At 33.2% G+C, this 26,399-nt stretch carries 17 protein-coding genes and 1 pseudogene; 14 read left to right on the forward strand and 4 right to left on the reverse strand.

Annotated features, from left to right (window positions below):
* Nucleotides 1–17 precede the first annotated feature (17 nt).
* From glnA to ACFOZ1_RS03925, 3 genes are all read left to right on the forward strand, one after another.
* Nucleotides 18–1,388, forward strand: a complete 1,371-nt coding sequence (gene glnA, locus ACFOZ1_RS03915) for a type I glutamate--ammonia ligase (RefSeq protein WP_390196135.1) — start codon at nucleotides 18–20, stop codon at nucleotides 1,386–1,388.
* 138 nt (nucleotides 1,389–1,526) lie between these two features.
* Nucleotides 1,527–2,744: an EAL-associated domain-containing protein gene (locus ACFOZ1_RS03920; RefSeq protein WP_390196138.1), complete on the forward strand. Its 1,218-nt coding sequence runs from the start codon at nucleotides 1,527–1,529 to the stop codon at nucleotides 2,742–2,744.
* 767 nt (nucleotides 2,745–3,511) lie between these two features.
* The gene (locus ACFOZ1_RS03925) at nucleotides 3,512–4,450 is read left to right on the forward strand and encodes a hypothetical protein (RefSeq protein ID WP_390196141.1); all 939 of its coding nucleotides are present in this window, start codon (nucleotides 3,512–3,514) and stop codon (nucleotides 4,448–4,450) included.
* Between the two features lie 53 nt (nucleotides 4,451–4,503).
* On the opposite strand, the gene ACFOZ1_RS03930 is transcribed toward ACFOZ1_RS03925, so the two are convergent.
* The 3 genes from ACFOZ1_RS03930 to ACFOZ1_RS03940 form a co-directional block, all read right to left on the reverse strand.
* A complete protein-coding gene (locus tag ACFOZ1_RS03930) occupies nucleotides 4,504–6,663 on the reverse strand; it encodes a methyl-accepting chemotaxis protein (RefSeq protein WP_390196144.1) in 2,160 nt (719 codons plus the stop codon).
* Between the two features lie 263 nt (nucleotides 6,664–6,926).
* Nucleotides 6,927–7,628: a DsbA family oxidoreductase gene (locus ACFOZ1_RS03935; RefSeq protein WP_390196147.1), complete on the reverse strand. Its 702-nt coding sequence runs from the start codon at nucleotides 7,626–7,628 to the stop codon at nucleotides 6,927–6,929.
* Nucleotides 7,629–7,721: 93 nt separating this feature from the next.
* A complete protein-coding gene (locus ACFOZ1_RS03940; protein WP_390196149.1) occupies nucleotides 7,722–9,434 on the reverse strand; it encodes a BCCT family transporter in 1,713 nt (570 codons plus the stop codon).
* Between the two features lie 286 nt (nucleotides 9,435–9,720).
* On the opposite strand from ACFOZ1_RS03940, the gene ACFOZ1_RS03945 reads away from it, so the two are divergent.
* From ACFOZ1_RS03945 to ACFOZ1_RS03985, 9 genes are all read left to right on the forward strand, one after another.
* Entirely contained in the window at nucleotides 9,721–9,987 is a 267-nt protein-coding gene (locus tag ACFOZ1_RS03945) for a phage holin family protein (RefSeq protein WP_390196152.1), read from the forward strand.
* A 12-nt stretch (nucleotides 9,988–9,999) separates the two neighbouring features.
* A complete protein-coding gene (locus tag ACFOZ1_RS03950; RefSeq protein ID WP_390196155.1) occupies nucleotides 10,000–10,878 on the forward strand; it encodes a peptidoglycan-binding protein in 879 nt (292 codons plus the stop codon).
* A 252-nt stretch (nucleotides 10,879–11,130) separates the two neighbouring features.
* Nucleotides 11,131–12,591 (forward strand): SulP family inorganic anion transporter, encoded by a 1,461-nt coding sequence (locus tag ACFOZ1_RS03955; protein WP_390196158.1) that lies wholly within the window; start codon nucleotides 11,131–11,133, stop codon nucleotides 12,589–12,591.
* Between the two features lie 22 nt (nucleotides 12,592–12,613).
* Nucleotides 12,614–13,030 carry a universal stress protein gene (locus ACFOZ1_RS03960; protein ID WP_390196161.1) on the forward strand — a complete coding sequence of 139 codons (417 nt, stop codon included), beginning with the start codon at nucleotides 12,614–12,616 and terminating at the stop codon, nucleotides 13,028–13,030.
* A 281-nt stretch (nucleotides 13,031–13,311) separates the two neighbouring features.
* Nucleotides 13,312–15,096, forward strand: a complete 1,785-nt coding sequence (locus tag ACFOZ1_RS03965; RefSeq protein ID WP_390196164.1) for a methyl-accepting chemotaxis protein — start codon at nucleotides 13,312–13,314, stop codon at nucleotides 15,094–15,096.
* A gap of 164 nt (nucleotides 15,097–15,260) precedes the next feature.
* Nucleotides 15,261–18,023, forward strand: a complete 2,763-nt coding sequence (locus tag ACFOZ1_RS03970) for an EAL domain-containing protein (RefSeq protein ID WP_390196167.1) — start codon at nucleotides 15,261–15,263, stop codon at nucleotides 18,021–18,023.
* A 151-nt stretch (nucleotides 18,024–18,174) separates the two neighbouring features.
* Nucleotides 18,175–20,010 (forward strand): diguanylate cyclase domain-containing protein, encoded by a 1,836-nt coding sequence (locus tag ACFOZ1_RS03975; protein ID WP_390196169.1) that lies wholly within the window; start codon nucleotides 18,175–18,177, stop codon nucleotides 20,008–20,010.
* Nucleotides 20,011–21,291 (forward strand): ABC transporter substrate-binding protein, encoded by a 1,281-nt coding sequence (locus ACFOZ1_RS03980; RefSeq protein WP_390196172.1) that lies wholly within the window; start codon nucleotides 20,011–20,013, stop codon nucleotides 21,289–21,291.
* A 185-nt stretch (nucleotides 21,292–21,476) separates the two neighbouring features.
* A complete protein-coding gene (locus tag ACFOZ1_RS03985) occupies nucleotides 21,477–24,032 on the forward strand; it encodes a PEP/pyruvate-binding domain-containing protein (RefSeq protein WP_390196175.1) in 2,556 nt (851 codons plus the stop codon).
* Between the two features lie 197 nt (nucleotides 24,033–24,229).
* On the opposite strand, the pseudogene ACFOZ1_RS03990 reads toward ACFOZ1_RS03985, so the two are convergent.
* Nucleotides 24,230–24,622, reverse strand: a pseudogene (locus ACFOZ1_RS03990) (VOC family protein).
* A gap of 140 nt (nucleotides 24,623–24,762) precedes the next feature.
* Between ACFOZ1_RS03990 and ACFOZ1_RS03995 the strand changes: the two are divergent.
* Nucleotides 24,763–25,377, forward strand: a complete 615-nt coding sequence (locus ACFOZ1_RS03995) for a TetR/AcrR family transcriptional regulator (protein WP_390196178.1) — start codon at nucleotides 24,763–24,765, stop codon at nucleotides 25,375–25,377.
* A 29-nt stretch (nucleotides 25,378–25,406) separates the two neighbouring features.
* On the forward strand, nucleotides 25,407–26,390 hold the full coding sequence (locus tag ACFOZ1_RS04000; protein WP_390196181.1) for a LacI family DNA-binding transcriptional regulator: 984 nt from the start codon (nucleotides 25,407–25,409) through the stop codon (nucleotides 26,388–26,390).
* Nucleotides 26,391–26,399: the final 9 nt, after the last annotated feature.

Here is a 26,399-nt window from a genome sequence, read left to right on the forward strand (position 1 = left end):
AAGGGGATATGATTTTTATGGCAACTCTAGCACCTCAAAAAACTGTGGAGACTTTGACAACATTAGCAAGTATTAAAGAAACAATTAAACAAAAACATGTGGACTTATTGCATTTACAATTTGTAGATATTGAAGGCACTTTAAAACAAGTAACTGTAACAACAGAGCAATTAGAGGATGTTGCAGAAGGGAAGACGATGTTTGATGGTTCTTCCATCACAGGTTTTTCACCAATTAATAAATCAGATTTATATTTATTACCTGATTTAAATACATTTGCAGTATTACCATGGACAGAAACAGAAGACTATTCAGAGGGACGCTTTTTGTGTAGTGTAATCAATCCGGATGGAACATTATTTGAAGGAGATCCTCGTAATATTTTGAAAAAAACAGTAGACGAAGCAAGTGAAAAAGGTTTTTCCATTAATGTTGGACCAGAATTAGAATTTTTCTTGTTTGAAGCAGATGATAAAGGGAATCCGACAAATCAAGTTGCAGATGTAGGTGGTTATTTTGAGCCAGCGCCATACGATTTAGGAGAGAAAGTTCGTCTAGAAATATATCGAACATTGAAAAAAATGGGATTTACTATTGAGGCATCTCATCATGAAGTAGCTGTTGGTCAGCATGAAATCAATTTTAAATACGATGATGCATTAACAACAGCAGATAATGCAACAACATTTAAATGGGTAGTAAAAACAGTTGCCCAACAATTCGGACTACGTGCGACATTTATGCCTAAACCAATTTTCGGTGAGAATGGGAATGGAATGCATGTAAATATGTCATTATTTCAAAATGAAGAGGGAAAAAATGCTTTTTATGATGAAACGGATTCTCGTCAATTATCAGAAACAGCATATCAGTTTATTGCAGGGTTACTGAAACATGTGCCATCATTTGCTGCATTAACAAATCCTTTAGTGAATTCCTATAAGCGCTTAGTTCCAGGATATGAAGCGCCATGTTATATTGCTTGGTCTGCTTCGAATAGATCTGCATTAGTTCGAATTCCTGCAACACGTGGAGCAGGAACACGTGTAGAGATTAGATGTCCTGATCCATCAGCAAATCCATACTACGCATTTGCTGCTATCGCTCAAGCAGGAATCGATGGTGTAGAGAGTAATTTAGCAGTACCAGAAGAGATTATCGATGATATCTTCAGCATGACAGAAATAGAGCGAGAAGAACGAGGTATCAGTAATCTGCCGACAACATTAGGTGAATCAATTCAAGCTTTAGAGAGTGGAGAAATCGGAAAGAAAGTATTAGGCGAATTCGCACTACAAGAATATCTATCACTTAAAAAGGCAGAGTGGAATAGTTATAGAATCGCAGTAACAGGTTGGGAATTAGATAGATATCAAGCAAAATTTTAATAGAATGAATAGCCTGAATTCGATTGGGAATTCAGGTTTTCCTTTCTACACATATGTGGATCAAATAGTAGCAAATATTCGCTTTCTACTGTGGAATTCGTATAATAAAAGAAAGGATGTTTAAGTGGGGTGTTACAGATGGATCCGTTAGATATTATGTTACACATGGAAGATGCAAAACCATATTTTCAGGCGATTTTTAGTGCGGATAGTCATATGGTTACAGGGTATCAAGTATTAGGCTATATGGAAACAGACGAAGGAATGGAAAGATTAGCAGATTTCTTTTTAGATACATCTGTGCCTGAAGAGTTTAAAATTGATATGGATCGTCATTTACATAAAGCAGCAATCGAAACATTTATATGTACAGATATGAGTGCAACTTTGCATTTAATTGTTCATGAAGATTATTTGTTGAAACCAGGCGAAAATGACTTTATACAAGAAATAGTAGCGTATGAAGAATTAGGACTAGATTTGAAAAAGTTAGTTGTAGAGATTGTGGAACAAGATGATGTAGAAGATATTAGTTCTTTAGCTAATTCTTTAAAATATTTAAAGACATTTGGTGTGAAAATTGCTATTAATGATGTGTTAAAAATAACAAATAATTTAGATCGTATTAGTTTATTAGAACCAGATATTATCAAGATTAATGTAACGCCACTACAGAATCAATCATATTTAGAAAATTATCAAAATATTATTTACTCGATGTCATTATTAGCGCGAAAAGTTGGCGCAGAGTTAATGTTTGATGGGATTAATTCAAACTATCAATTTCATTATGCATGGCGCAAGAATGGTCGTTATTATCAAGGTGATTTTTTTAGTCCACCAGAAGCTCATTTTGTTGACCCAGACATTTGGAAAGACAGATTTCGTCATGACATCAGTCAATTTATTGCAATTGAACGATCAAATATTTTAGCAACATATCAATTAACGAGTAATTTAAATGAACGATTCCATCAACTCATGTCGACATTGAAAAAGATAAAACAACTAGATGATAAAATCGAAGCTTTAGCGAATGAATTGCAAGATATTAGTTTTCGATTATATGTGACAGATGGAGAAGGATTTCAAAGAACAGCAAATATAGAATTATCTGAAGGTTCCTTAAGAATTGATGAAGAAGCAAGAGGGAAGAATTGGAGCTGGCGACCATATTTTATTGAAAATGTGATTCAAATGAATGAAGCAAAAAAAGGTATTTTGTCAGATGTATATAGTGATATCGAAACAGGTGAGATAATCCGTACATTCTCGTATCCAATGGAAGATAATCTATTTTTATTTATGGATATTTCCCAAATGTATTTAGACGAACATCCATTTTTACTATGGTAAGAACAAAAGCGGAAACACCCGTTTAGAAACGTAGCGAGTGGAGGGAATCAACAGAAATAAAGGAATCACGGTGAGGTACGAACCGATGATGACTTATTGAAGGTTGATTCGTGAAGTCGCCTAGTTTCTGGGTGTTGGAGCTGGATGGAACAAAAGCGGAAACACCCGTTTAGAAACGTAGCGAGTGGAGGGAATCAACAGAAATAAAGGAATCACGGTGAGGTACGAACCGATGATGACTTATACTCACCAGTACAAGTGCGACTAAACCTCATGTATCCACATGAGGTAAGTCTTCTATGTTGAAGGTTGATTCGTGAAGTCGCCTAGTTTCTGGGTGTTGGAGCTGGATGGAACAAAAGCGGAAACACCTGTTTAAAAACGTAGCGAGTGCTCTTCAAATTTTTGCTCGTATTAGAAGAAAAGCTCCAGACAACTCTATTTGGTTATCTGGGGCTTTTTTATGTGCTTTGTAACTTCTTTGGCTTCTCCGTGAAAGAGTTAGCTGAAGGAAAAGCCCATGGAAAAAGGGGAGTGGGCAAGCTGGAGCGGAGTACACTCACCGAAAGCACTTCATAATCACTGATTAGAGTGATGTCGTTTACTGCAAAACAATACATATGGCATCATTTATGTTTAGTATTACAATCATTATTTAGTTCAAATTTCTTTTCTATCTATCATATTTGTAAATGAAAAGCAATAGAATGACAAGAGGGTGGCATCTAGATATGGAAAGATTAACCTCAATAAAAGGAGGATTTGTTATGGATATCTCCGATAGAAAAAATCAAATGTTTCATAAAGGAATGCCATACTTACTTTTGGAAGACCAAATACCTTTTGATGATATACAAAAACAAATTCTCGAGTGGAAGAAGCTTGAGATAGATACTTTTATCATATATCCATCTTTTTATTTTTCAGAAGAATATATAGAATTCATTAAAAGAATTGTAGTATTCGCATCAAAAGAAAAGATGCATGTATGGTTGTATGAGAGAATTCCACAAACTACTGATATTAACCAAGTAGCTAAAGTGTTACAAGTAAAGGAAGTAACACAATGGAGCGAGGCAATATGTGTACCATTACAACCTAATGAGCGGATTGTTTCGACATATCTGGTTAGTAAAAATCATGATGGAACGATAAATGAGGATAAAATTACATGTATCTATCCGTTGAATACACCAATTATTCAATGGATAGATTCTACTGCAACTATACACGACACAACTATTCAACCTTTTTTTCAGACAAATCGGCGTAGTAAAAAAGCATATGAATGTATTTTCTTAATAGAAAGTACTATGAATAATGAAACTAATCCAATCCTTCCATTAGACCTATTGAATAGTGAATGGATGCATACTTTTATCCTGCAAAGACTTGACCGTTATAAAATGAACATCGGAGCCTACTTTGAAACAACTATTTCAGGTGTTTTACTAGAGGGCGCACAGACAATGATTAGAGAGGAGAATGAAAAAGAAAAGTTATGGACGAAAACATTTGAGCAAATTTTGTATCAAGAAGATGTGCATATGGAAGAATTACTTGCGTTATTTTACAATATTGGTGAAAAAACAGAAAGTGTAAAGGAAAAATACAATAAAATAATTAGAAATAGAATCATAGAGACCTTTGAAGCACCTATTATAGAATGGTGTGAAACTAACAAGTTGATAGTGCAGAAAGTTTAACAACAAAAGCATGCACATTCGGAAAAATAGCGCATGCTTTTGCATTAGTACTTTTATATTTTAAATTTTTCTATCATTTGTAATAATTCTTCTGATAATTGTTTTAATTCGTCTGATGTTGTGACTAATAGTTCGCTTCCTTTTAATTGCTCGATTGTTGTTGCAGATACTTCTTCACTAATTGCGGAAGATTGCTCTGCTGTTGCGCTAACTTGGTGCACAGTAGATGTTAGTATTTCTTGGGATTGACGTAATTGCGCAATGGATTGAGTAACTTCTGTAATTTTTGATGTGAAAGTACTCATGCTGTCTCCAACATTATTTAATAATGACTGTGTTTCTTCCGCTTTGACTACTTGTGCTTGGAATCTCGGATTTGCTTCTTCTAGAACAGAAAGTGTTTCATTCACTTCATTCACAATACCAGTTGTAATTTCTTCTACTTTGTCGATAGATGATTTAGATTGTTCGGATAATTTGCGAATTTCATCAGCAACAACAGCAAATCCTTTTCCAGCTTCGCCAGCTCTTGCTGCTTCGATAGCAGCATTTAGAGAGAGAAGATTCGTTTTTTGAACGATATTTGTCAACATAATCATTACATCATTAATTTGTTCTGTACTCGTCTTTAATGTATCCACTTTATCAACTAGAGCTTTTGTCATGGATTCGCCATCTTTCGTTTGATGTACTAATTCACTCATTTTTGATAAGCCTTCATTACTTTGACTAAGTACATTAGCTGCATGCTTTTCCATTTCATTATTGTTTTTATATACACTTTCAACTTCTTCATGAATCGTTAATGCTAGAGTATTTCCTCTTTCTGCCTCATCTGTTAGTGCTGTAGAACCACTAGCAATTTCTTCAGAAGCTTCGGCTACCTCTTTAGCTGATTGTGATTGACTATGTGAAATATCAGTTAAGGAAACTGCAGCATGAAGTACTTTATTTGCAGAATTTCTTGTTTGCTCCATTAACTTAGAGATATTTTCTAACATCAAATTAAAGCTCGAGGATAATATTCCGATTTCATCTTTTCTTTGATCTGCATCTGACCTTACTTGTAAATCACCTTCACTAGCTAATGACATGAGATTAGACATCTTAGCTAAAGGAAGGGCAATAATTTTAACGATTCGATTCGCAATAACAATCGATAACACAAATGCAAGTAGGACAATTGCAATTGTAATGTAAAAAATAAGATTCGTATCTTTAGTTAATTCTTTCGCATCCATTGATCCAACTAAATACCAATTGGAAACAGAGGATGGATTCTTAATTACTAGTTGGCCATCAATTTCTTTGGAGTGGGCTTCTGGATCTGATTGAATATCGTAATCATATGGTTGTGCAATTTCTTCTGGGCTAAAGGAGAAGACAACTTGATTATTTTGGTCAACAATATATGGTTTCTCATTATCTCCAATTGTGACAGTTTCTAATGCTTTTTCAAAAACAGCAGTATTTAGCTCAATTAACATTAAATAAGGAAGTCCACCAATTTGTAATTTTTGAGCAAAGTTAATCGTAGGGTCTTTCTCAGTTTGTGAAACACCTTTCGATAAACCACCAATCCAAACTGTGGAGTCTGTGGATTCTAATGCATCGTTGTACCAATCCGCTTCAACAATATTTTGTTCTGTTACTGTGTGAGATGAAGCGATTAATTGATTTTTCTCTGACTGAACTAAATGTAATTTAACATTACCATCAATCATGGTAATTTGAACTAATGCATCGTCAATGGTACTTTTTAGTGAGTAATATTCAAAGTTGTTTGTGTCTTCAAAATTGTTCAATTGAATGAGTGTATTACTAAAATCTTTATCCATTAAAATTTCTGTGACACGATCTCGATATTGCTGCAATAAATAATCTAATTTATCACTTGATTGAATAATCGTCTGTTCCGTTGCTTCAGTAACTTTTGATTTAATAATAGAATTGGAGACTAAGTAAGATGCAACCCCAACGATAATAACACTTACTAATACGGTTGTTAAAATGCTAAATAATATTTTTGTGCTAATTGAGTTCTTTCTTGTAATAGTAGAAGTACTAGTACTAGTACTATTCTTAGGTGAGATAGTAGTATTGCGGTTTTTTTTCTTTTGTTTTAAATTACGTACAAATTGCTTGAGTGACTTTTTTGAATGCGATTGCAAATTAGTTGATTTATTTTTCTTCTTCCAAAACTTCTTTTTCATCTTCATCCTCCAAATGTAATATACTCATAATTTTTTTAGTACAATATGGCTTAATGTAACGATATATGTAAACGCTTATTAGTTCGATATGATTATAACATAAATAGTCAAAAATAACGATATAAAATTGAAATATATGACTTTTGGTGTGTAAATATATTTAATTATTGAAGTTTTTAGTGATTTTGATTTAAGTTTTTAAATGTTTATACAAAAAAAGACCCTAACGAATAGGTTAGAGTCTTATAAAATACTATTGGAGTTTATTTGCAGTTATCGCCATCGCAGTAACTTCCTTGATGTGAAGATAAATCTTGCCATTGCTTCGATTCGTCTTCTAGTACTTTTTCTAATGCTTGCATAAATGTCTCAATAGGTTGCGCACCAGAGATTGCGAATTTATCATTAAAGATAAAGAATGGCACACCTGTAATACGTAATTGTGACGCCAATTGCTGATCACTGTTCACTTCATTCGCATACATTTCTTGATTAAGAAGAATTTGGTCCACTTCTTTTTCAGGTAATCCGACTTTCTTAGCGATTTCCATTAGCGTATCGTGATCACTAATAAGTGCAGAAAGTGTAAAGTATTGATACAACATCTCATTCACAAATGCTTCTTCTTTACCGATTGTTTTCGCATACTTACTTAGACGATGTGCATCAAACGTATTTGTTGGTTTCATCGTATCAAAAGCAAAATGAAGACCAACTGCTTTTGCTTGCTCACCAATCTGTTTATTAGATTGAATAGCACGATCAACTGGGATATTATATTTTTCTGCAATCGCTTCGTGTATGGATTTTCCTTGATAGATACTCGCATGTGGATCTAGCTGAAAACTTTTATATTCTACTTCAATTTGTAATTCATTCGGAAATCTTTCAATTGCTTGTTCTAATCGTCTCTTTCCAATATAACAAAAAGGACAGACGAAATCAGACCATATTTGAACTTTCATTTTTCATGTTCACCTCACTTCTCACATTCACTTCATTTTGACACAATTTAGAGTTGCTATAAAGAAATCTGCTTAAAGTAAGGATTATTTCATTCATTTCTTCGGATCTCGTAACTCTTCTTTTATTTCTTTCTTCATGTCATCATAAATTTTATCTTTAAACTCGTCATAAAATTCGTCTTTCATATCATCATACAACTCATTTTTCACTTCATCATATACATCTTCTTTAATATGATTGACGAACTCATCTTTAAATTCCCCTTTTACTTTGTTTACTTGTTTTTTACGACGAAGTTTTCGATCAATTTGCCAATCTTTACTTAATGTAATAATAACGGAAATAATCATGAGCACCATCACGATAGCAAATGGCAATGCAGCGATAATCGAAGCTGTCTGCAATGCACCAAGTCCGCCGCCTCCACTGAATAACAGAACACTTGCAGCACCAGCAATTAAGAATCCCCAGATTAGTTTAACAGATGTCTTTGGTTCCAAATCACCGTTAGACGTCATTGAACCAAGTACGAAAGAAGCTGAATCTGCAGATGTAATAAAGAAAATCAGTATTAAAATAATAGCTAGTAGATTTGTGATAAAGCTAAGTGGTAATTCCCCAAGCATCGCAAATAATGCTAGTTCCACTTGTGAATTAACTAATTCACCAATGTTCGCAATACCTTCCATTTCAATTAATAAACCAGTACCACCAAATGTAGTAAACCAGATAATTGCAAGTATGGATGGGACAATTAAGACACCAGCCATAAATTCTCTAATTGTGCGTCCTTTTGAAATACGTGCAATAAATATACCCATAAATGGAGCCCAAGAAATGTGCCATGCCCAAAAGAAAATGGTATTTGTACCTAACCATTCACTTTCTGAAAATGGTGTTAATGTGAGTGCCATTGGAATGACATTGGTAATATAACCTCCTAGTGTTGTGACAAAGCTCTCGGCAATAAATAATGTTGGTCCAACGAATAAGACGAATAGTAATAATAAACCTGCGACTACTAAATTGATATTACTTAATATCTTAATACCTTTGTCTAACCCTCTTGCAGCTGAAAACATAAATAATACTGTAACAATACAGATAATAATTAATTGAACCCATGGCGAATTTGGAATCGGTGTAATATGAGAAAGACCACCAGTAATTTGCATTGCGCTTAGGCCAAATGTTGTTGCAACACCAGTACATGTCGCGATAACTGCTAGTGTATCAATCGTTTTACCTGCCCAGCCATTCACTTTATCTCCTAATATTGGATAAAAAGCGGAACTAATCAGTGCAGGACGATCTTTTCGATATTGAACATATGCAAGTGTCATACCAACAATGGAGAAGATTGCCCATGGATGTAATGCCCAGTGATAAGAACCGTAACGAAGTCCGGCAAGTGCAGATTCGCGGGTATTCGGTTCATAGCCTAATGGTGGGTCCATATAATATAGTACTGGTTCAGCCACACCCCAGAATACGAATCCAACACCAATACCTGCAGCGAATAGCATTCCAATCCATGAGAACCAAGAATATTCAGGTTCGTCATCCGGTTTACCTAATTTAATTTTTCCGTATGGACTAAGTGCTAATATAATAACAAATGCTACAAATAATGCTGTAATTAGCATGTAGAACCAACCAAAATTAGTAATCATCCAAGAAAGACCTGAATTTGCTGCTTCATTTAATGAATTAGGTGATAACGCACCCCATAACACGAATAATAATACGATAATAGTAGAAACAATAAATACAATACCAACGTGGCCAACTTTATTTTTATCCATTATTTCCTTTATTCATTTTAGAAAAAATAGTCAAATAGCTAAAACGAATAAAGTCCCCCCCTTTTCATTTATCTCCATTATTTATACCCAAAACATGGCTTATTCAATCGTGATATTCAAATTCTATCCAACCTTTTCAGATGAAAAGTGGATAATATAGTAGGAGCAATTAAGCAACATGCCGATACGGAATCCTTTGAGTTTGCATAAGTTATCGTGAGTCCTTTTGATAATTTGTTGAATACTGTCAAAGACTCACTATTTTAAATCAGAGGAGGTGTTCGAAATGTTACAAGAGATAGAATTTACTATTAGAGAAGATTTCTATTTCATTGTTCCTGCACTATGGTTCATTGGATATGCTTGTAAAAGAACACCATTTATTCCTGATTGGTTAATTGTCTGGATATTAATAAGCTTCTCGGTATTAGCTGCTGTTAGTATGTACGGCTTTACTGTTCAGGCAATTGCAGATGGAATTATCGCTGTTGCAATTGCTGTATTTAGTCATCAAGTTGTCAAGCAAACCTTTTGTAAAGACGAAATCAAATAAAGGAGGTACATGATGGCCACATTTAAAGGGTATCGTATTACAAGTGCATACGGGTATCGCACACATCCAATCAAAGGTACACGAGAATTTCATGCAGGGATTGATTTGGTGAAGTCACATAATGCGCCAATCTATTCGTTTACAGGTGGAACGGTTGTTTATGCAGGATTTGGACAATCAGGGACAGGTTTTGGTGGATATGGAAATGTCGTTTTTGTAAAAGACAATAATAATCGAGGACAACTCTATGCACATCTCGATTCAGTAACCGTAAAAAGAGGACAACATATCCGAGCAAATCAATTAATCGGTTATCAAGGTCAGACTGGATATGTAACAGGCTCTCACTTGCACTTTGAAGTGAGACAAAAAGCAGAAACAACGGTTCCGTATGGATATAGAGCGAATAAGCAATCATCTACATTAAACCCAACTAGCTATATTCTTCAGTACAATGAAAAGAAACCAATACCTCCAACTTATTTAAAAAAAGGTGCGAGAGGTACGGAAGTAAAGAGGCTTCAACATGATTTGATCAGATTAGGGTACAAACTTCCTAAGTATGGTGCAGATGGTGTGTTCGGAACAGAAACACTCGTTGCATTACAAGCATTTCAACGAGAACAAGGTCTTAAAGTAGATGGTATTGTAGGGCCAAATACAAAAAATAAATGGGTAAAGGCAACGAAATTAATTGCAAAATACCCAGGTTATTACATTAAAAAAGGAAGTAAAGGAGAGATCGTGCGAATTATCCAACGCAAGTTAGCTATTGCTGTAGATGGAATATTTGGCGTACAGACAGAAGATGCAGTGAAGAACTTTCAAAGAAAAAATAAAGTGCAAGTAGATGGAATCGTCGGTCCAGTAACATGGTCAAAACTTTTTTAACGATAGAATAGTTTAGTAGTACACTTCAAATGGGAGTAATTCACCATTTGGAGTGTTATTTTATAGATAAATTTTATTTTTATGAAAATGGTAGATAAACAGAGAATAATATCGAAATTAAAAGAACTAATAAAATAAATGCGTTTTATCATTGCTTTGATATATTCGTAAACTGTGATAATATGCAATGCGTTCAGTTCGGATTTTCTCTGAGGGAATCAGGGAAGTAACTATATTAAAGAGGGGTGCTTCATGCATTTAGAACAAATGAAAAAAGAATGGTTTGGTAATGTAAAAGGGGATATCTTATCAGGTATTGTAGTCGCATTAGCATTAATACCAGAAGCAATAGCATTTTCGATTATTGCTGGGGTAGATCCAATGATTGGTTTGTATGCATCCTTTTGTATTGCTGTTGTCATTGCATTCGTAGGTGGTCGACCTGGAATGATTTCCGCTGCAACTGGTGCAATGGCATTACTTATGGTGACTTTAGTTGCGGATTATGGATTGCAGTATTTATTAGCAGCGACAATCTTAACAGGGGTACTCCAAATATTGTTTGGTGTATGTAAACTAGCAACAGTGATGAAGTTTGTACCACGTTCGGTGATGGTAGGCTTCGTTAACTCATTAGCAATTTTAATCTTCACAGCACAATTACCTCACTTTGAAGGTGAAGGATTACTTATGTTTACGATGGTAGGATTAACATTAGCGATTATTTATTTGTTCCCAAGACTTACTAAAGTAGTGCCATCGACACTTGTAGCCATTATTGTTGTTACCGCAATGGTCATTTATTTTGGTTTTGATATGCGCACAGTTGGAGATTTAGGTAATTTAAGTTCTGATTTACCAGTGTTTCTATTACCAGATATTCCACTAAATTTTGAAACATTAGCCATTATCTTTCCTTACTCTTTATCATTAGCAATTGTTGGTTTACTAGAGTCATTATTAACTGCTAATATTGTTGACGATATGACAGATACAGAAAGTGATAAAAATAAAGAGAGTCGTGGTCAAGGTATCGCAAATGTAGTATCAGGTTTCTTTGGGGGAATGGCAGGCTGTGCGATGATTGGACAATCTGTCATTAATGTAAAATCAGGCGGACGAGGCAGGTTATCCACACTTGTTGCAGGAGTTTTCTTAATGTTTCTCATTGTTGTATTGAATGATTTAGTTGTACAAATTCCTATGGCAGCATTAGCAGGTGTGATGATCATGGTATCGATTAGTACATTTGATTGGGCATCTGTTCGTCATTTGCACAAAATTCCAAGAACAGACGCAATTGTGATGATTATAACAGTTGGAGCAGTTGTAGTAACACATAACCTATCTATCGGTGTGTTAGCAGGTGTTTTGTTAAGTGCTATTTTCTTTGCAGCTAAAATTTCACGAGTAGATGTGACATCAATTGTTGCTTTAGATGGCAAGAAGAAAGTATACAAAGTAGATGGACAAATCTTTTTTGCTTCCGTCAATGATTTAGTTGCTAAATTTAATTTTACAGAAGCGTTAGAAAGTGTAGAAATTGATCTGACACATGCGCACCTGTGGGATGATTCAGCAATCGGGGCATTAGATAAAATAGAAATGAAATTTGAACAGAATCATGTTAAAGTAACATATATCGGACTTAACAAAGAAAGTAGAAGATTAAAAGACAAAATTGGTGGATTATCGAAAGCTTCAGGACACTAAAAGTAGATGAGGTGGTTGTGGTATGTATAAAAAAATAATACTTGCAACAGATGGATCTGATCATTCCATTAGAGCTACATCCCATGCGATTCAACTTGCAAAAATTGATCAAGGACAAGTAGATGTTGTCTATGTTGTTGATGACAAGAAATCGAAAGAAGATGTCTTACACGGTATTGATAAATATGATGTAAATAAAGAAAGAAAAGCAAAATTAAAACCAATCATTCAATTATTAGAAGAAAATAATATTAATTATGCGTCACATATACTACATGGTGAACCAGGTCCTGTCATTGTCGAGTTTGCCAATACGCATCATTATGATTGCGTAGTAGTCGGAAGTCGTGGATTAAACAACTTACAAACAATGATTTTAGGTAGTGTAAGCCATAAAGTCGCCAAACGTGTCCATTGTCCTGTACTAATTGTGAAATAAATAAACAAACATAAACCTATCTCCTTATCATTGGAGATAGTTTTTTTTTTAGAATTAAAAAAAACTATGAAATATTCTCTTGAGATTAGGAATGATAAGTTGTCTGATAGGAGACAGATTTTTATTAGCAATATATCTCATTATACATATGATTAAAAGTAATGCGTTTACAGAAAAGTGTGTGCGTTTACACTAGAAAAAATAGATAAAAAGTAATAGTATCAGTACATTAAATGTGATAGAATGGTGCCTAGAGTTTAATTAAAAAGGAGTATAATTGAATGCGAAAATTACATCAAATAAAGTACAAATTACCTATCATTATGGTACTGTTACTTCTTATTCCAATGGTATTCACGTCTGTTTTAGCATATCAAAAGACAGAAATCTTAGAATATGCAATTGTTCAAAAGGAAGATATTATTCGTTTATCGCCTAAATACGAAGATATATTTCTAGATTATGAGAGATATCTTGATGATTTCATTCAAACCGGTGATATACAATATGAGAATGTCTCTGCAGAACCTACCTCAGAAAAATATTCAACATTACCTGAAGCGAATGATCCAGCCCTCACTTCTTATTATCAAGAGTATTTAAATGATCGAGCAAGTAAGGATGATTATATGATTCATTTATACTTTGCTACAAAAGATGGAGCATTATATTTAAATGATATCAATCAATCTGTGGATTTATCCTCTTATGACGTAACAAATGCAGAATGGTATGTAGAAGCAGAAAAATTAAATGGTGAGGTATATTGGACTGCGCCTTATAATGACACAGCAACAGGAAAATCTACAATTACATTATCCAAAGCATTCACTAATGATACGGGACAATTTATAGGTGTTGCTGCAATTGATTTTGATATGCATCGAATTGCAACATTAATGCGTCAAGAATTACTTATCCAAACATTGATTACAATGGCTGTTGCAACAATTATCGGGCTAGCAATTGTAATATGGATTGTACGATCTTTAAACCGTAATATTCGAATCGTGAAAGATGAATTAAATACGGTGGCAAATGGAGACTTATCTAATCCAGACTTAAATATAAAGACAAAAGATGAATTTTTAGAATTAGCACAATCAGTGAATAAGATGAAAGAAAATCTATATACAATGATTAACCAAACAATGGTTGCTGCTGCAAAAGTAATGCAACAAAATGAAACATTAAAAAACGCCTCAGAACAGGTAAAAGAAGGAACAGAGCAAATAGCAGCAACAATGGAAGAATTATCTTCTGGTAGTGAATCACAAGCAAATAATGCAAGTGATTTAACTGTTTCTATGGAAAAATACAATGAAAAAGTAACAAGTTCCGCACAATTTGGAGAAGAGCTTGCAGTACAATCAGATCAAGTGATTCAATTAAGTACAGAAGGACAAGGACAATTAAAACGATCTGTGGAACAAATGTTGTTAATTAAAGAACAAGTGAGTGCTGCATCAAATAAAGTTGCAGGATTAGATCGACAAACAAATGAAATTGATAAGATTGTAATAGTTATTAAAGAAATTGCAGAACAAACCAACTTACTAGCATTGAATGCAGCGATAGAATCTGCACGTGCAGGGGAAGCAGGTAAAGGGTTCGCAGTGGTAGCAGATGAAGTAAGAAAACTTGCTGAACAAGTAACGCAATCCATCACTGGAATTACGAACATTGTCTCAACAATCCAAGGAGAGTCAAGAGAAGTAACAGAATCCTTACAAGTCAGTTATACAGAAGTAGAGAAAGGTTCGGAACAAATTGAGGCGACAGGTGAATCATTCTCTCATATTAATGATTCGATTCAAACAATGGTAGGGAAAATTCACTCTATCGTACAGCAATTGAAGCAAATCGATGAAAATAGCATGAATATGTATCGATCTGTTGATGAAATTGCCGCAGTAAGCGAGGAATCTGCTGCAGCAATTGAAGAAACAGCTGCTTCTGCAGAAGAGATGAACAATGCTATGGAACAAGTGGCGTTAAGTATTGAAGACTTAGATCAATTATCAAAAGAATTAGAAAAAGATATTCAAAAATTTAAAATTGTTTAAAAGTTATCATAATGAGGTATAGTTAATAAGAACTATATCTCATATTTTTATATGGTAGAAACTAATTATTTGATTGAAAAATAGAGAAATGCCATATATGATGTTACTAATATGAAATAATCTGTAATACAAATGATCTATATTACATAACCAGAGGTGAAAATATGAAGTCCGTTTACAAAATCATTAGTCTCTATGTCCTTATTAGTATCCTATGGGTTTTCACCTCAGAGTATAACAGACAAAACTTTCTAAATACCCAACATTTTTACACATATTATACGTTAATATATGTATGTCTCACGAGCATATTTTTATTTATCCTTACAAATAAGTTAACGAAAGATGTAGAAAAAGAAAGAATTAAAAAAAATGAAGCAGATGATGATGCAGAAAAGTTTCATGATGAGAACATACGATTGATGCAAGTATTTAATCAAGTTTCTACTGGATTAGTATTAACAGATGCAAAAAAGAGAGACCTTCCAATTATTTATGTCAATGAGACATTTGTGCAGATGACCGGTTATGCTAAAGAAGAAATCATCGGTAAGAACTGTCGATTTTTGCAAGGAGAACACACACATGCATCCAATCGACGGAAAATTAAAGAAGCGATTGAGAAAGAAGAATCTATTCAAATAGAAATAGTCAATTATAGAAAAAATGGTGAGCGCTTTTGGAATGAACTCAAAATCTCTCCAATTAAGGATAGTAATGGAGAAGTTACGTATTTTGTTGGTATACAAAATGATATCACCGAAAAGAAAAATCAATCTATTCTATTAGAAAATCAATTTCAAATAGTAAAATCGCTATTGATGCATGAGGATTATATGGAAGCCTTTCGCGAAATTTGTCTGATTATTGAAAAACATATGGATTACCAATGTATTATTTTTCAGAAAGATTTACTTGAAGAGAGAATTCATGTTTTAGCATCTGGAACCTTACCTGAAGCATTCCATCAAGAGATTTCCGATTTTCCAATCAGACCTAATGAAGGTGTAACAGGGGAAGCTATTTATGAAAAAGAAACAAAAATTGTGTCTGACGTGAATCAACATTTGCACAATGAAAAATATAAACGAATTGCAGAGGACTATGGTATTCAGTCAATTTGGTCTACACCTGTTCTTAGTGCTGAAGGGCAAGTGTTTGGTGCAATTACAATGTATAAGAAGACACCATATATACCTACAAAAAGTGAAGTGCAGACAATTGAAACTTACGCGTATATTTTAAGCTTGGTTATGGAGAATATTAGAATACAGGATAAGTTGAAGCGAAGTGAAGAAAAATATCGTTTAATCACAGAAAATGTGACAGATATTATTTGTTTATTAGATAGTAACTTTCATATTGAATATATCTCAAAAGCTATCAATTTATTAACAACAGACGATAGACCGGAAAATATCATACGTTTATTTTCGGATGAAACATATGATAAAACGATGAAATACTTACGTTATTTAATAGAATCAGATGAAGATAAGACATTAGAAATAAGCTTAAACGATGTCGACGGGAACCCACACTGGTTTGATTTAAAAGGGACGAAAATAACGAATGATAGGAATGAAGTAAACGTATTACTTGTTGCGCGTGATATTACAGCAAGTAAACAATATCAAGCATCCCTAGATAATATTTTGTATATTGATACATTATCCCAACTTCCAAACAAGTACAAATTTAGAAAAGAATTAGAACGTTTATTACAAGAAGATTCATTCTTTTATATGGTTATGTTAGATTTCGATCACTTAAAAGACGTCAAACATATGTATGGTATTGAGATATGGGACCATATTATTCTAGAGATGAAACAACTTATTTCAGATATAGTCAAACCAAATTTATTAGCCAAAACAGGAGAAGATGAATTCTGTTTTGTCATTTTGCACGATACTGAAAAAAAATTAATGGAAAAATTACTACTATTTTTGAATCATTTAAAAAAACCGATACGTATTCAGTATACAGACCTATTAATTGAACCACGAATTGGAGTTGTAAGTAATCAAAAGCAATCCGCGGGTCAAATGTTAACACAAGCACAAGAGAGTATTCAATCTATTGTAGGAACAACTATGGATCCTATAGCATTTTATGATAAACAAGTAAGTACGTCCATTAATCGTGTCGCTTTAATAAAACGAAGCTTATCTAAAGCGATTGACAATAATGAGTTTACACTTGTTTACCAACCACAAGTAAATATTCAAACAAAAAAAATTACTGGACTAGAAGCATTAATTCGTTGGGAAAATGATGAGCTTGGGAATGTGCCACCAGGAGAATTTATCACAATTGCCGAAGAAACTGGGTGGATTACAGCGATAGGTGATTATGTGATCAATCAAGTGCTCCAAGACATACAAGAATGGATAGCACAAGGTAAGGAGTATCGAGTTTCTATTAACATATCTTATCGTCAACTAATGGAAGTAGACTTTATTGATAAGTTAGTCCGTGCATTAACGAATTCTGCTTGTCCATCACATTTGATTAGTTTGGAGATTACAGAACATTCGTTATTGGAAGATATTCATTTGTCTACATATGTATTAGAACAAGTACATGACTTGGGTATCCAAGTGGAAGTAGATGATTTTGGTGTAGGATATTCTTCCTTATCTTATTTGCGAAAATTGCCACTTGATGTATTAAAGATTGATCGGTCGTTTATACAAAATGTTCACACAGATCGAAGAGAATTAGCAGTTGTACAAGCAATTATGGAAATGAGTCGTGCACTGCAATTACAAGTGATTGCTGAAGGAGTAGAAACAAAGAAACAAGTGGAACTTTTGCATGAATTAGGGTGTGACAAATTTCAAGGGTATTATTTTAGCAAGCCGATACCAAAAGAAAAGCTACAAGAAGAAATTGAAATAATTTATGAAACAAAATTAAAATAGTTCATTTTACCTATTAATGATATAGTCTAAAGGGTACAATGAATTATTTATTTTTATCATTTCAATACTAATAGTTATATTTTCCTAAACAAAGATGATATAATGGAAAATGTAAGAAAATAGTGTGCAGGAAAAGCAGGGGGAAAACATAATGAAGTATTTTAGTGAATATAAATATAGGCTAATATCCTATCTCATATTAATCACTTGTATGGTATTATTAGCTCTTTTTCCCTTGCCACTTGTTTTTGGTGTTTCTATTAGTCTAGCAGCATTTATTTATTTAGTGATGATTCGTTTGTATGGGTTTCGTGAGGCGCTACTCGCAGCGGTTATCTTAACGCTTTTGTCCTATTTCGGGGGAATTGGACACTCATATATGTTTACTAGTGTATTCGAAGTACTTGTTATCGGTGGTCTGTATAAAGTGAAGGGAAAAGACTTGTTTACATGGAGCTTTGTCTATTCTTTTTTACTTATTATTGTCGTGCTTTTATTGGAGTTATTAACGGATATCATCACATTAAGTGCGAATTTGGTACTTTTTTTGCTATTCTTTTTTATTGTAAGTACGATTTTCGCATCACTTGTAGCAGATATGTTTTGCGATTATTTCCCATATTTAAAATCATTAAATAAATTTTTTCCAAATAAGGAGAAACTATATTTTGGACAGATTATTTCACATTTGTTAATATTAGCAGCGATTACGCCGATATTGTTAATCATTCTAACACATGCCAAGATGTTAGAAGAAGATGTGTATAAGGAATGGGAAGAGAAAACAATAGCTATTGAGAATCGGTTACAAATCAAAGCGAGTGAGCTTGATAACATTGAAGTACAAAACTTTATGTTAGATTCAGATTTAGAGAAAGCAAGATTAAAAGTTCTATTAGATCCATTTGTTCTTGAAGATCGTACAACCATTTTTGTACTAGATCAGCAATTAAATGAATGGCTCCGTATTGGAGAATCATTTCATTATCAAATAGGTAATCCGGAGTTTCTTAATGGATACATAACTGTTTTAAATGAGAAAAGTACCATATGGTTTTCTAAAAAAAGATCAACATTAGGTAATTGGACGGATGCCCGCTATATCGGCCATACGACATACCTAAATAAAGATGTTTTTGTTGTTATGCCAACAGAAGACAAAGTAATAGAAGTATTAAATGAAATAAAATTTTATTTATTATTATCATTTGTTGTGTTAATTGTTGCATTAGTATTAGGGGTATTTACTAATTTTATTTTAACGAAAGCATTAGGAACCATTAATACAATGACAAGGGAAATCCCTAATCGTGTGGAATCTAATGAATCTTTGAAGTGGAGTAGCTCAAGCATTGTGGAGTTTTCAATCCTTATTTCGAATTTACAAAAAGTATCCAATCAAATACAGAATATGTTTCATCAAACAAAGAAGCAGAATATTGTTTTAAAAAATCAGACAGAACAACTAATAGAATCAGAATCTCAACTATATTTATTAGCACATTATGATACATTAACGAAGTTGCCAAACAGACGGTCTTTTTATGAAAAAGTAACAGAAAGAATTGAAAATGATACTGTAACTAAATTTGTGATTGTTTTCTTGGATTTAAATCATTTTAAACAAGTGAATGATACACTTGGGCATAGTGGTGGAGATGAATTGTTAAGTATTTTTGCCACAAGATTATCAGAATTCGCAAAACGCTATCCATATGTTTCTGTATTTAGACTGGCTGGAGATGAATTTGTCGCAATTATTGATCAAGAATCTACAATGGAAATCCAAGCAACTTGTGTAAAGTTTAGTCAAATTTTTGATAAACCTATATTCATTCAAAATAAATCCATTGAACTAAGTGCTAGTATTGGCTTAAGTATATACCCTGATGATGGGAAAGGAATTGATCAGTTACTACATAAAGCAGATACGTTAATGTATGAACAAAAGCAACAAAGAAAGAATGAGGATAAAGGGGGAGAGTAAATGTATCGGTTCCTATCCATTTGCATGATTGTCATCGTATGTTTAACAGGTTGTGTGTCGCAAAGTGTCGAACCAGTACTAGATTCTTCCTTCTATCAAAAATATAATGGGAAATTAAAAAATGAAACGCAACAAGTGAGTAATCATTTAGTCATATGGACACCAGAAAATATATTCGAAAATTCTTTACCTAGATTTCAAGAGATGTATCCTGATATGGAAATTATAATTGAAACAGTAGATAAGGAAGAACTTGTGAATAAATACTTAACGAGTCTCATTGTAGGGAAGACTCCTGATGTATTTATATTCCCAGATCAATATCTAGGAATGTTTAGAGGGGTAGGAGGACTTGAAGAATTAAATGAATCTACATATTATGAAGAGGAATTTTTCAAGAAACGACCTCAAGCACTATTGGATGAGCATATCTATAATGACAAAATGCGTACATTTCCTTTGTTGTTTTTTCCGTATGTTACTTTTTATCGTGCAGATATTTTTGAAGAGAATAACTATCCACATGAGCCATTGGAGCTTAGTAAGTACATAAATAAGGCAACAAATTGGTATAAGTTAGCATATGGATTTTATAATCATAATCAGTACATTATGGAGTCTGATCATTCGTTAATTGAAATTGCATTACGTACAAGTAACTTCTTGAATGATGACGTTGAATATATTGTTGAGAATTCACCATTTAATGAAACAATCAAAGCAGCGCAATTAGTAACGAACAAACCATATGATCATTATGTGAATATATGGGAAGATAGTGGGAAAGAAGCATTAGCAAATGATCAATTAGTAATGTTCTATTCTCCGAGCTATATGAAAGATAATTTGGAGCAGTGGTTACCAGAACAAAAAGGGAAATGGGCAATCACAACACTTCCATTTGGTTTAAGGGGAGTGGACAAAGATGCAAGTTTATCTGCTGCCATCTCTTCTTCTAGTAATAATAAAAAAGCAGCATGGCAATTTATAAAGCATATGGCAAATGATATGTTGAATATGTACACACATCCGATTCAATCAGATTTTTATCGTAATGATGATATTCAAAAAATATACCGAAAAATGATTGACGAAAATAATCCAGGAACTCCTTCTCCGCTTGATCGAGAAATAAAATGGATTTGGAACCATTCAATCAAAGAATTTCAATTAGGCTATGAGATAAAACCATTAATGATTGAACAAGCACATAAAGATGTGATGAATTTTATTCGACAAGACCAACAAGCATTACAAAATTTAAAAAGCGCCGATGAATAATAAAAAGTATCCTATAGATTAAACGCTAAAATGCTTATCTGTAGGATACTTTTTTATACATACATATGGACCATATTCTACACGCTGAATCTAGTTAATTACCAAAATCGATTGGTATTATCGAATAATGGAATTGGTTTACGCTTAATTGATGATATAATGATATATAATGTGAGGGTGAGGTGATGTATATGGATATGAACGGAAGAGTATCTACAGGAATGACAGGTTTTGATCAAGCAATTGATTATTTACGACTTGGGGATAATGTTGTATGGCAAGTGGATACCATTACTTCATATAAAGAAATTGTCACATATTATATCAACAATGCATTAAAGAATAACAGACATATTGTATATATTCGTTTCGGACAACATCCGCGTATTGTAACTAACTCTCTCTCTATTAAAACATATGAAATCGATGCAAATAAAGGTTTTGAGAGTTTTGCGACAACAATACATCATATTATTGAGAAAGAAGGAAAGAAAACATTCTATGTATTCGATAGCTTAACAGAACTATTAAGTAATTGGTCATCTGATTTAATGATTGGAAATTTCTTCAAAGTCTGTTGTCCTTACTTGTATGAGTTAGAAACAGTTGCTTATTTTGCAATTATTCGTAATGTCCACACATATAGTACCATTGCTAGAATTAGAGAAACAACGCAAGTGTTATTAGACTTATATGAAGTAGATGGAGATAAATACATTCACCCATTAAAGGTATTAGATCGGTATTCTCAGGCAATGTTTTTCCCGCATTTTATTCAGGAAAATAAAGTGAAATGTATTACTTCTAGTCAAGAAGCATCACGTCTGTTCGCAAACATAAATGTAGTAGAAGAACGGCTGGATTATTGGGATGTTATTTTTACAAGAGCAAAAGAAATAGTACATCAAAGTATAGAAAAGCAAGAAGAAACAAAGCAGAAACTCATGGCATTGCTTATTGGAGAGAAATCCAGAATGTACGATTTATGTGCTACTTATTTTACACTGAAGGATCTCATCCGAATTGCACATCGAGAAATTGGTACAGGATTCATTGGTGGGAAAAGTGTTGGGATGCTGCTTGCTAGAAAGATATTGCAACAAGATCCTAACAAACGTTTCGAAAAATACCTTGAAAGTCACGATTCTTTTTATGTCGGATCTGATGTTTTTTACACATATATAGTCCAAAATGGCTGGTGGAAGTTACGGATGAAACAAAAGACGAGAGAAGGTTATTTTCACTATGCAAAAGAGTTAAGAGACAAAATAGTGACAGGGAAATTTCCTTCTAATATAAAAGAGCAATTTGTTCAAATCCTAGAATATTATGGACAATCACCAATCATTGTACGATCTAGTTCTTTACTAGAAGATAATTTCGGAAATGCATTTGCGGGAAAGTATGACAGCGTATTTTGTGTCAATCAAGGGACACCAGAACAAAGATATGCACAATTAGAAGAAGCAATTAGAAAAGTATATGCAAGCACAATGAATGAAGATGCATTGGCATATCGAATGAATCGAGGTTTGTTTGAAAAGGATGAACAAATGGCGATATTGATTCAACGTGTTTCTGGTGATCATTTTGGCGATCATTTTTTCCCACATGTTGCTGGAGTAGGTAACTCATCAAACTTGTATGTATGGGATAAGAATGTAGATATGAATGCTGGGATGATTCGCTTAGTATTTGGGTTAGGTACGAGAGCAGTTGATCGGACAGTTGATGATTACGTAAAAATTGTGACACTAGACCAACCAACAAGAAAAGGTCTTATGTTAATGGAAGATGAAAAGAAATACTCGCAACATGGTGTAGATGTGTTATCAATTAAAGAAAATAAATGGAAGTCTATAAAATTAGACCAAGCAATGCATGAGGTGTGGAACGTAGATCGTACTATTTTTGCCTCTATTGATACGGAAACTTTTTTTCGATTGAGAGATTTAGGATATAAGAATATACAGGCACCGTATATTCTTAACTTTAATCAATTATTAAAGCATTCAACATTTCCTGTTGTAATGAGAGAAATGCTTCAACAATTAGCACATATTTATCAATATCCAGTTGATGTAGAATTCACCGCAAATTTCAAATCCAAAGAAGATTTTCAAATTAATATTGTTCAATGTCGACCACTTCAGACAAAAGGGTTAGGTAAATCTGTAAGTGTACCTTATGTATTGGAAGAAGAGGATTGCTTTATTCAAACACATGGAAATTTTATGGGGGGAAATGTGCGTTTACCGATTGATTATGCCATTTATGTTGATATGCATGCATACTTAAAATTAACAGAGCAGGATAAGTATACTGTAGCAAGATTAATTGGTACGATAACAAGAAAGCTAAAAGATAGCAATCTATTTCTAATTGGACCAGGGCGATGGGGTACGACTACACCTTCTTTAGGTGTGCCTGTGCATTTTTCCGAAATCCAACATGTGAATGCAATCGCAGAAGTTGCATCAAAGCAAAAAGGATTTATGCCAGAGTTATCTTATGGTAGTCATTTCTTCCAAGATATTGTAGAGTCTGACATTTTTTACGTTGCAGTAATGGAAGGAGCAAAAGAAACGCGTTTTGATTCTACGTATATAACGAGTAAACCAAATAAAGTCTTTCATTTAATTGATAAAGGAAAACAATGGAGGAATGTCATTCATGTGGCGCAATTTGACGAAATGGAATTATTGTCTGATATTGTGACACAGCGGTTTTTGTGTAGATAGAAATTTTGAAAAGTAGAAGTGCTGCAATCCTTTATAGGTTTACGATGGAATCTATTAATTAATAACTGTATGGATAAACAAAGACACTGAGTAAATAACTTTATTTTAGTTTGAAAAGTTACTGAATATCTAAGCTAAAAATCAACTTCATAAAAAAGAAATCAGAATAAATGAATACATTTACGCTGATTTCTTTTTTATATTCCGGTTCGATTATTTTTTTCCATCACTGCAAAGTAATTCTCTTCTTCATCTGCAAAATTACATATGCGGCCCATATCCATCTTTATTATTTCTCCTACAACTATATTATTCTCTTTTAAATCATTATGAAACTGAACGATGTCACTTGTATAAAACATAATAGAAGGGGTGTCGAGGTTCATTTCAGGTTCTATTACTGAAACCGCTTTTTTATCATGAATGACAATAGTTGTGTTACTATTTTTTGTTGGTGCGACTTCAATTGCTCTAAGCTGATGGATTGTAGTGTCTTAAATAAAATGAAATTCAAGTTTTTCCATCCATAACCTCTTTGCATTGTCTTGGTTGTTCACATATAACATTATTTGACCAACATCTGTAATCATTATTCATTCTCCTTTTTAATATTTGTATATAAAATAATAATTGAATTATAAGTTTACCTTTGTCAAGTTGAAACAATTTGACTTAAGTAAAATTACAAATTAATCTAAATATGTGATAATAGAATCAGAAGGTGATTAGAATGGGTAAAATCAGAGATGCCGAACGCACAAGACAAAAAATATTGAATGCGGCAAAAGAAGAGTTCTGTGAAAAAGGGTATACTGGTGCTAGAATTGAATCCATCGCAAAACGTGCCGGATTAAATAAGCAATTAATTTATCATTATTTTAAAAATAAAGAAGCATTAATAGATGAAATGATTTCTTATTTTGCAAAATCTGTGCCAACAGAGAATTTAACATTACCTTCAAATCCTGTAGATATAGCATCATTTCGTTTTCATGTAAATATTCATCACTTAATGGATTTCTTAAAATTCACGGCATGGGAAGTAATTGATGACATTCCGAATGACACAATTGGAGCAGAAAGCCGTAAGAAAGTGTTACAATCCTATGTGGAAGATATGAAAGTAAAACAAGAAAAAGGTTTAGTTCCAAAAGATTTAGATCCAAGATTCATCACATTAATGATGTCTAGTCTAACAATTTATCCATTGTTATATGGAAAAGTTACACAAATGATAACAGGATTAGAGAACAAAGATGAAGTGTTTATAGAAGAATGGTCAACATTTTTAGATCAAATAAGTGAGCGGATTTTTTTGGAAAATAAAAATGTTGGAGAAGATTAGTTTATTAGTAAAAGGAGAACATTGTTATCATGACTACGATTAATGATATTGCAAAATTAGCAGGAGTTTCTAGATCTACAGTATCTCGCTTTTTGAATAAAAGTGGTTATGTCAGTGAAGAGGCTAAAGAAAACATTAAAGCAGTGATTGAAGAGACAGGATATATGCCAAGTCAATCTGCTAAATCCTTAAGAACAAATAAAACTTCTGTAATTGGAGTTATTTTACCTAAAATTAGCACAGAAACAGCTAGTCGTGTAATGAGCGGTATCAATAGAGAATTGGGAAAATATGATTATCAACCATTACTAGCGGATACTGGTTTGGACAAAGAAAAAGAATTGCGCTATTTAGCATTATTACAATCAAGAAATGTAGATGGCATTATAGTATTAGGTACAAACACAGATGATAAAATGGCAGAAGCGATTAAGAGATTAAGAATACCAGTCATTGTAGTTGGACAGGAATTTGATGAAATTCCTTGTATCGTATATCCTGATTATGAAGCAACATGTGAAGCGATAGAATATATGATTAAAAAGGGTAGGCGCAAAATTGGCTTTATAGGCGTACCAGAATCAGATCCAGCTGTTGGAATCGTAAGAAAAAAAGCGTATGTTGATACATTAATGAAACATCAACTAATGTTAGATAAAAAACACGTACAAATAGGGGATTTTTCCATTCAATCCGGTTATAATGCAATGCAACGGATATGGAAGGATTCGGAAGAGATTGATAGTGTTTTTGTCGTAACAGATCGTATGGCGGTAGGTGCAGTGAAATTCTTAAAAGAAAAAAATATTGTGATACCTGAGCAGTTTGCCATCGCTACAACAGGTGCTTCTTCACTTGCTGAATATATAGATCCATCCTTAACAACTGTTGATTTTTTAAATGAACAAGCAGGTGAAAAAGCGGCAACATTAATTATGCAACTTATATCTGGAGAAAAAGTTAATGAAAAATTGGTGCACACATATAGACTTCTAAAAAGAAATAGTGTATAGTACAAATAT

It is taken from the genome of Gracilibacillus marinus, from assembly GCF_042651725.1.
Lineage (GTDB): Bacteria > Bacillota > Bacilli > Bacillales > Amphibacillaceae > Gracilibacillus > Gracilibacillus marinus.

Bases quoted from the DNA above. Each gene is read 5' to 3' on its own strand.
- glnA (WP_390196135.1), top strand. From the start codon at position 18: ATGGCAACTCTAGCACCTCAAAAAACTGTGGAGACTTTGACAACATTA.
- ACFOZ1_RS03920 (WP_390196138.1), top strand. From the start codon at position 1,527: ATGGATCCGTTAGATATTATGTTACACATGGAAGATGCAAAACCATAT.
- ACFOZ1_RS03925 (WP_390196141.1), top strand. From the start codon at position 3,512: ATGGATATCTCCGATAGAAAAAATCAAATGTTTCATAAAGGAATGCCA.
- ACFOZ1_RS03930 (WP_390196144.1), bottom strand. From the start codon at position 6,663: ATGAAAAAGAAGTTTTGGAAGAAGAAAAATAAATCAACTAATTTGCAA.
- ACFOZ1_RS03935 (WP_390196147.1), bottom strand. From the start codon at position 7,628: ATGAAAGTTCAAATATGGTCTGATTTCGTCTGTCCTTTTTGTTATATT.
- ACFOZ1_RS03940 (WP_390196149.1), bottom strand. From the start codon at position 9,434: ATGGATAAAAATAAAGTTGGCCACGTTGGTATTGTATTTATTGTTTCT.
- ACFOZ1_RS03945 (WP_390196152.1), top strand. From the start codon at position 9,721: ATGTTACAAGAGATAGAATTTACTATTAGAGAAGATTTCTATTTCATT.
- ACFOZ1_RS03950 (WP_390196155.1), top strand. From the start codon at position 10,000: ATGGCCACATTTAAAGGGTATCGTATTACAAGTGCATACGGGTATCGC.
- ACFOZ1_RS03955 (WP_390196158.1), top strand. From the start codon at position 11,131: ATGCATTTAGAACAAATGAAAAAAGAATGGTTTGGTAATGTAAAAGGG.
- ACFOZ1_RS03960 (WP_390196161.1), top strand. From the start codon at position 12,614: ATGTATAAAAAAATAATACTTGCAACAGATGGATCTGATCATTCCATT.
- ACFOZ1_RS03965 (WP_390196164.1), top strand. From the start codon at position 13,312: ATGCGAAAATTACATCAAATAAAGTACAAATTACCTATCATTATGGTA.
- ACFOZ1_RS03970 (WP_390196167.1), top strand. From the start codon at position 15,261: ATGAAGTCCGTTTACAAAATCATTAGTCTCTATGTCCTTATTAGTATC.
- ACFOZ1_RS03975 (WP_390196169.1), top strand. From the start codon at position 18,175: ATGAAGTATTTTAGTGAATATAAATATAGGCTAATATCCTATCTCATA.
- ACFOZ1_RS03980 (WP_390196172.1), top strand. From the start codon at position 20,011: ATGTATCGGTTCCTATCCATTTGCATGATTGTCATCGTATGTTTAACA.
- ACFOZ1_RS03985 (WP_390196175.1), top strand. From the start codon at position 21,477: ATGTATATGGATATGAACGGAAGAGTATCTACAGGAATGACAGGTTTT.
- ACFOZ1_RS03995 (WP_390196178.1), top strand. From the start codon at position 24,763: ATGGGTAAAATCAGAGATGCCGAACGCACAAGACAAAAAATATTGAAT.
- ACFOZ1_RS04000 (WP_390196181.1), top strand. From the start codon at position 25,407: ATGACTACGATTAATGATATTGCAAAATTAGCAGGAGTTTCTAGATCT.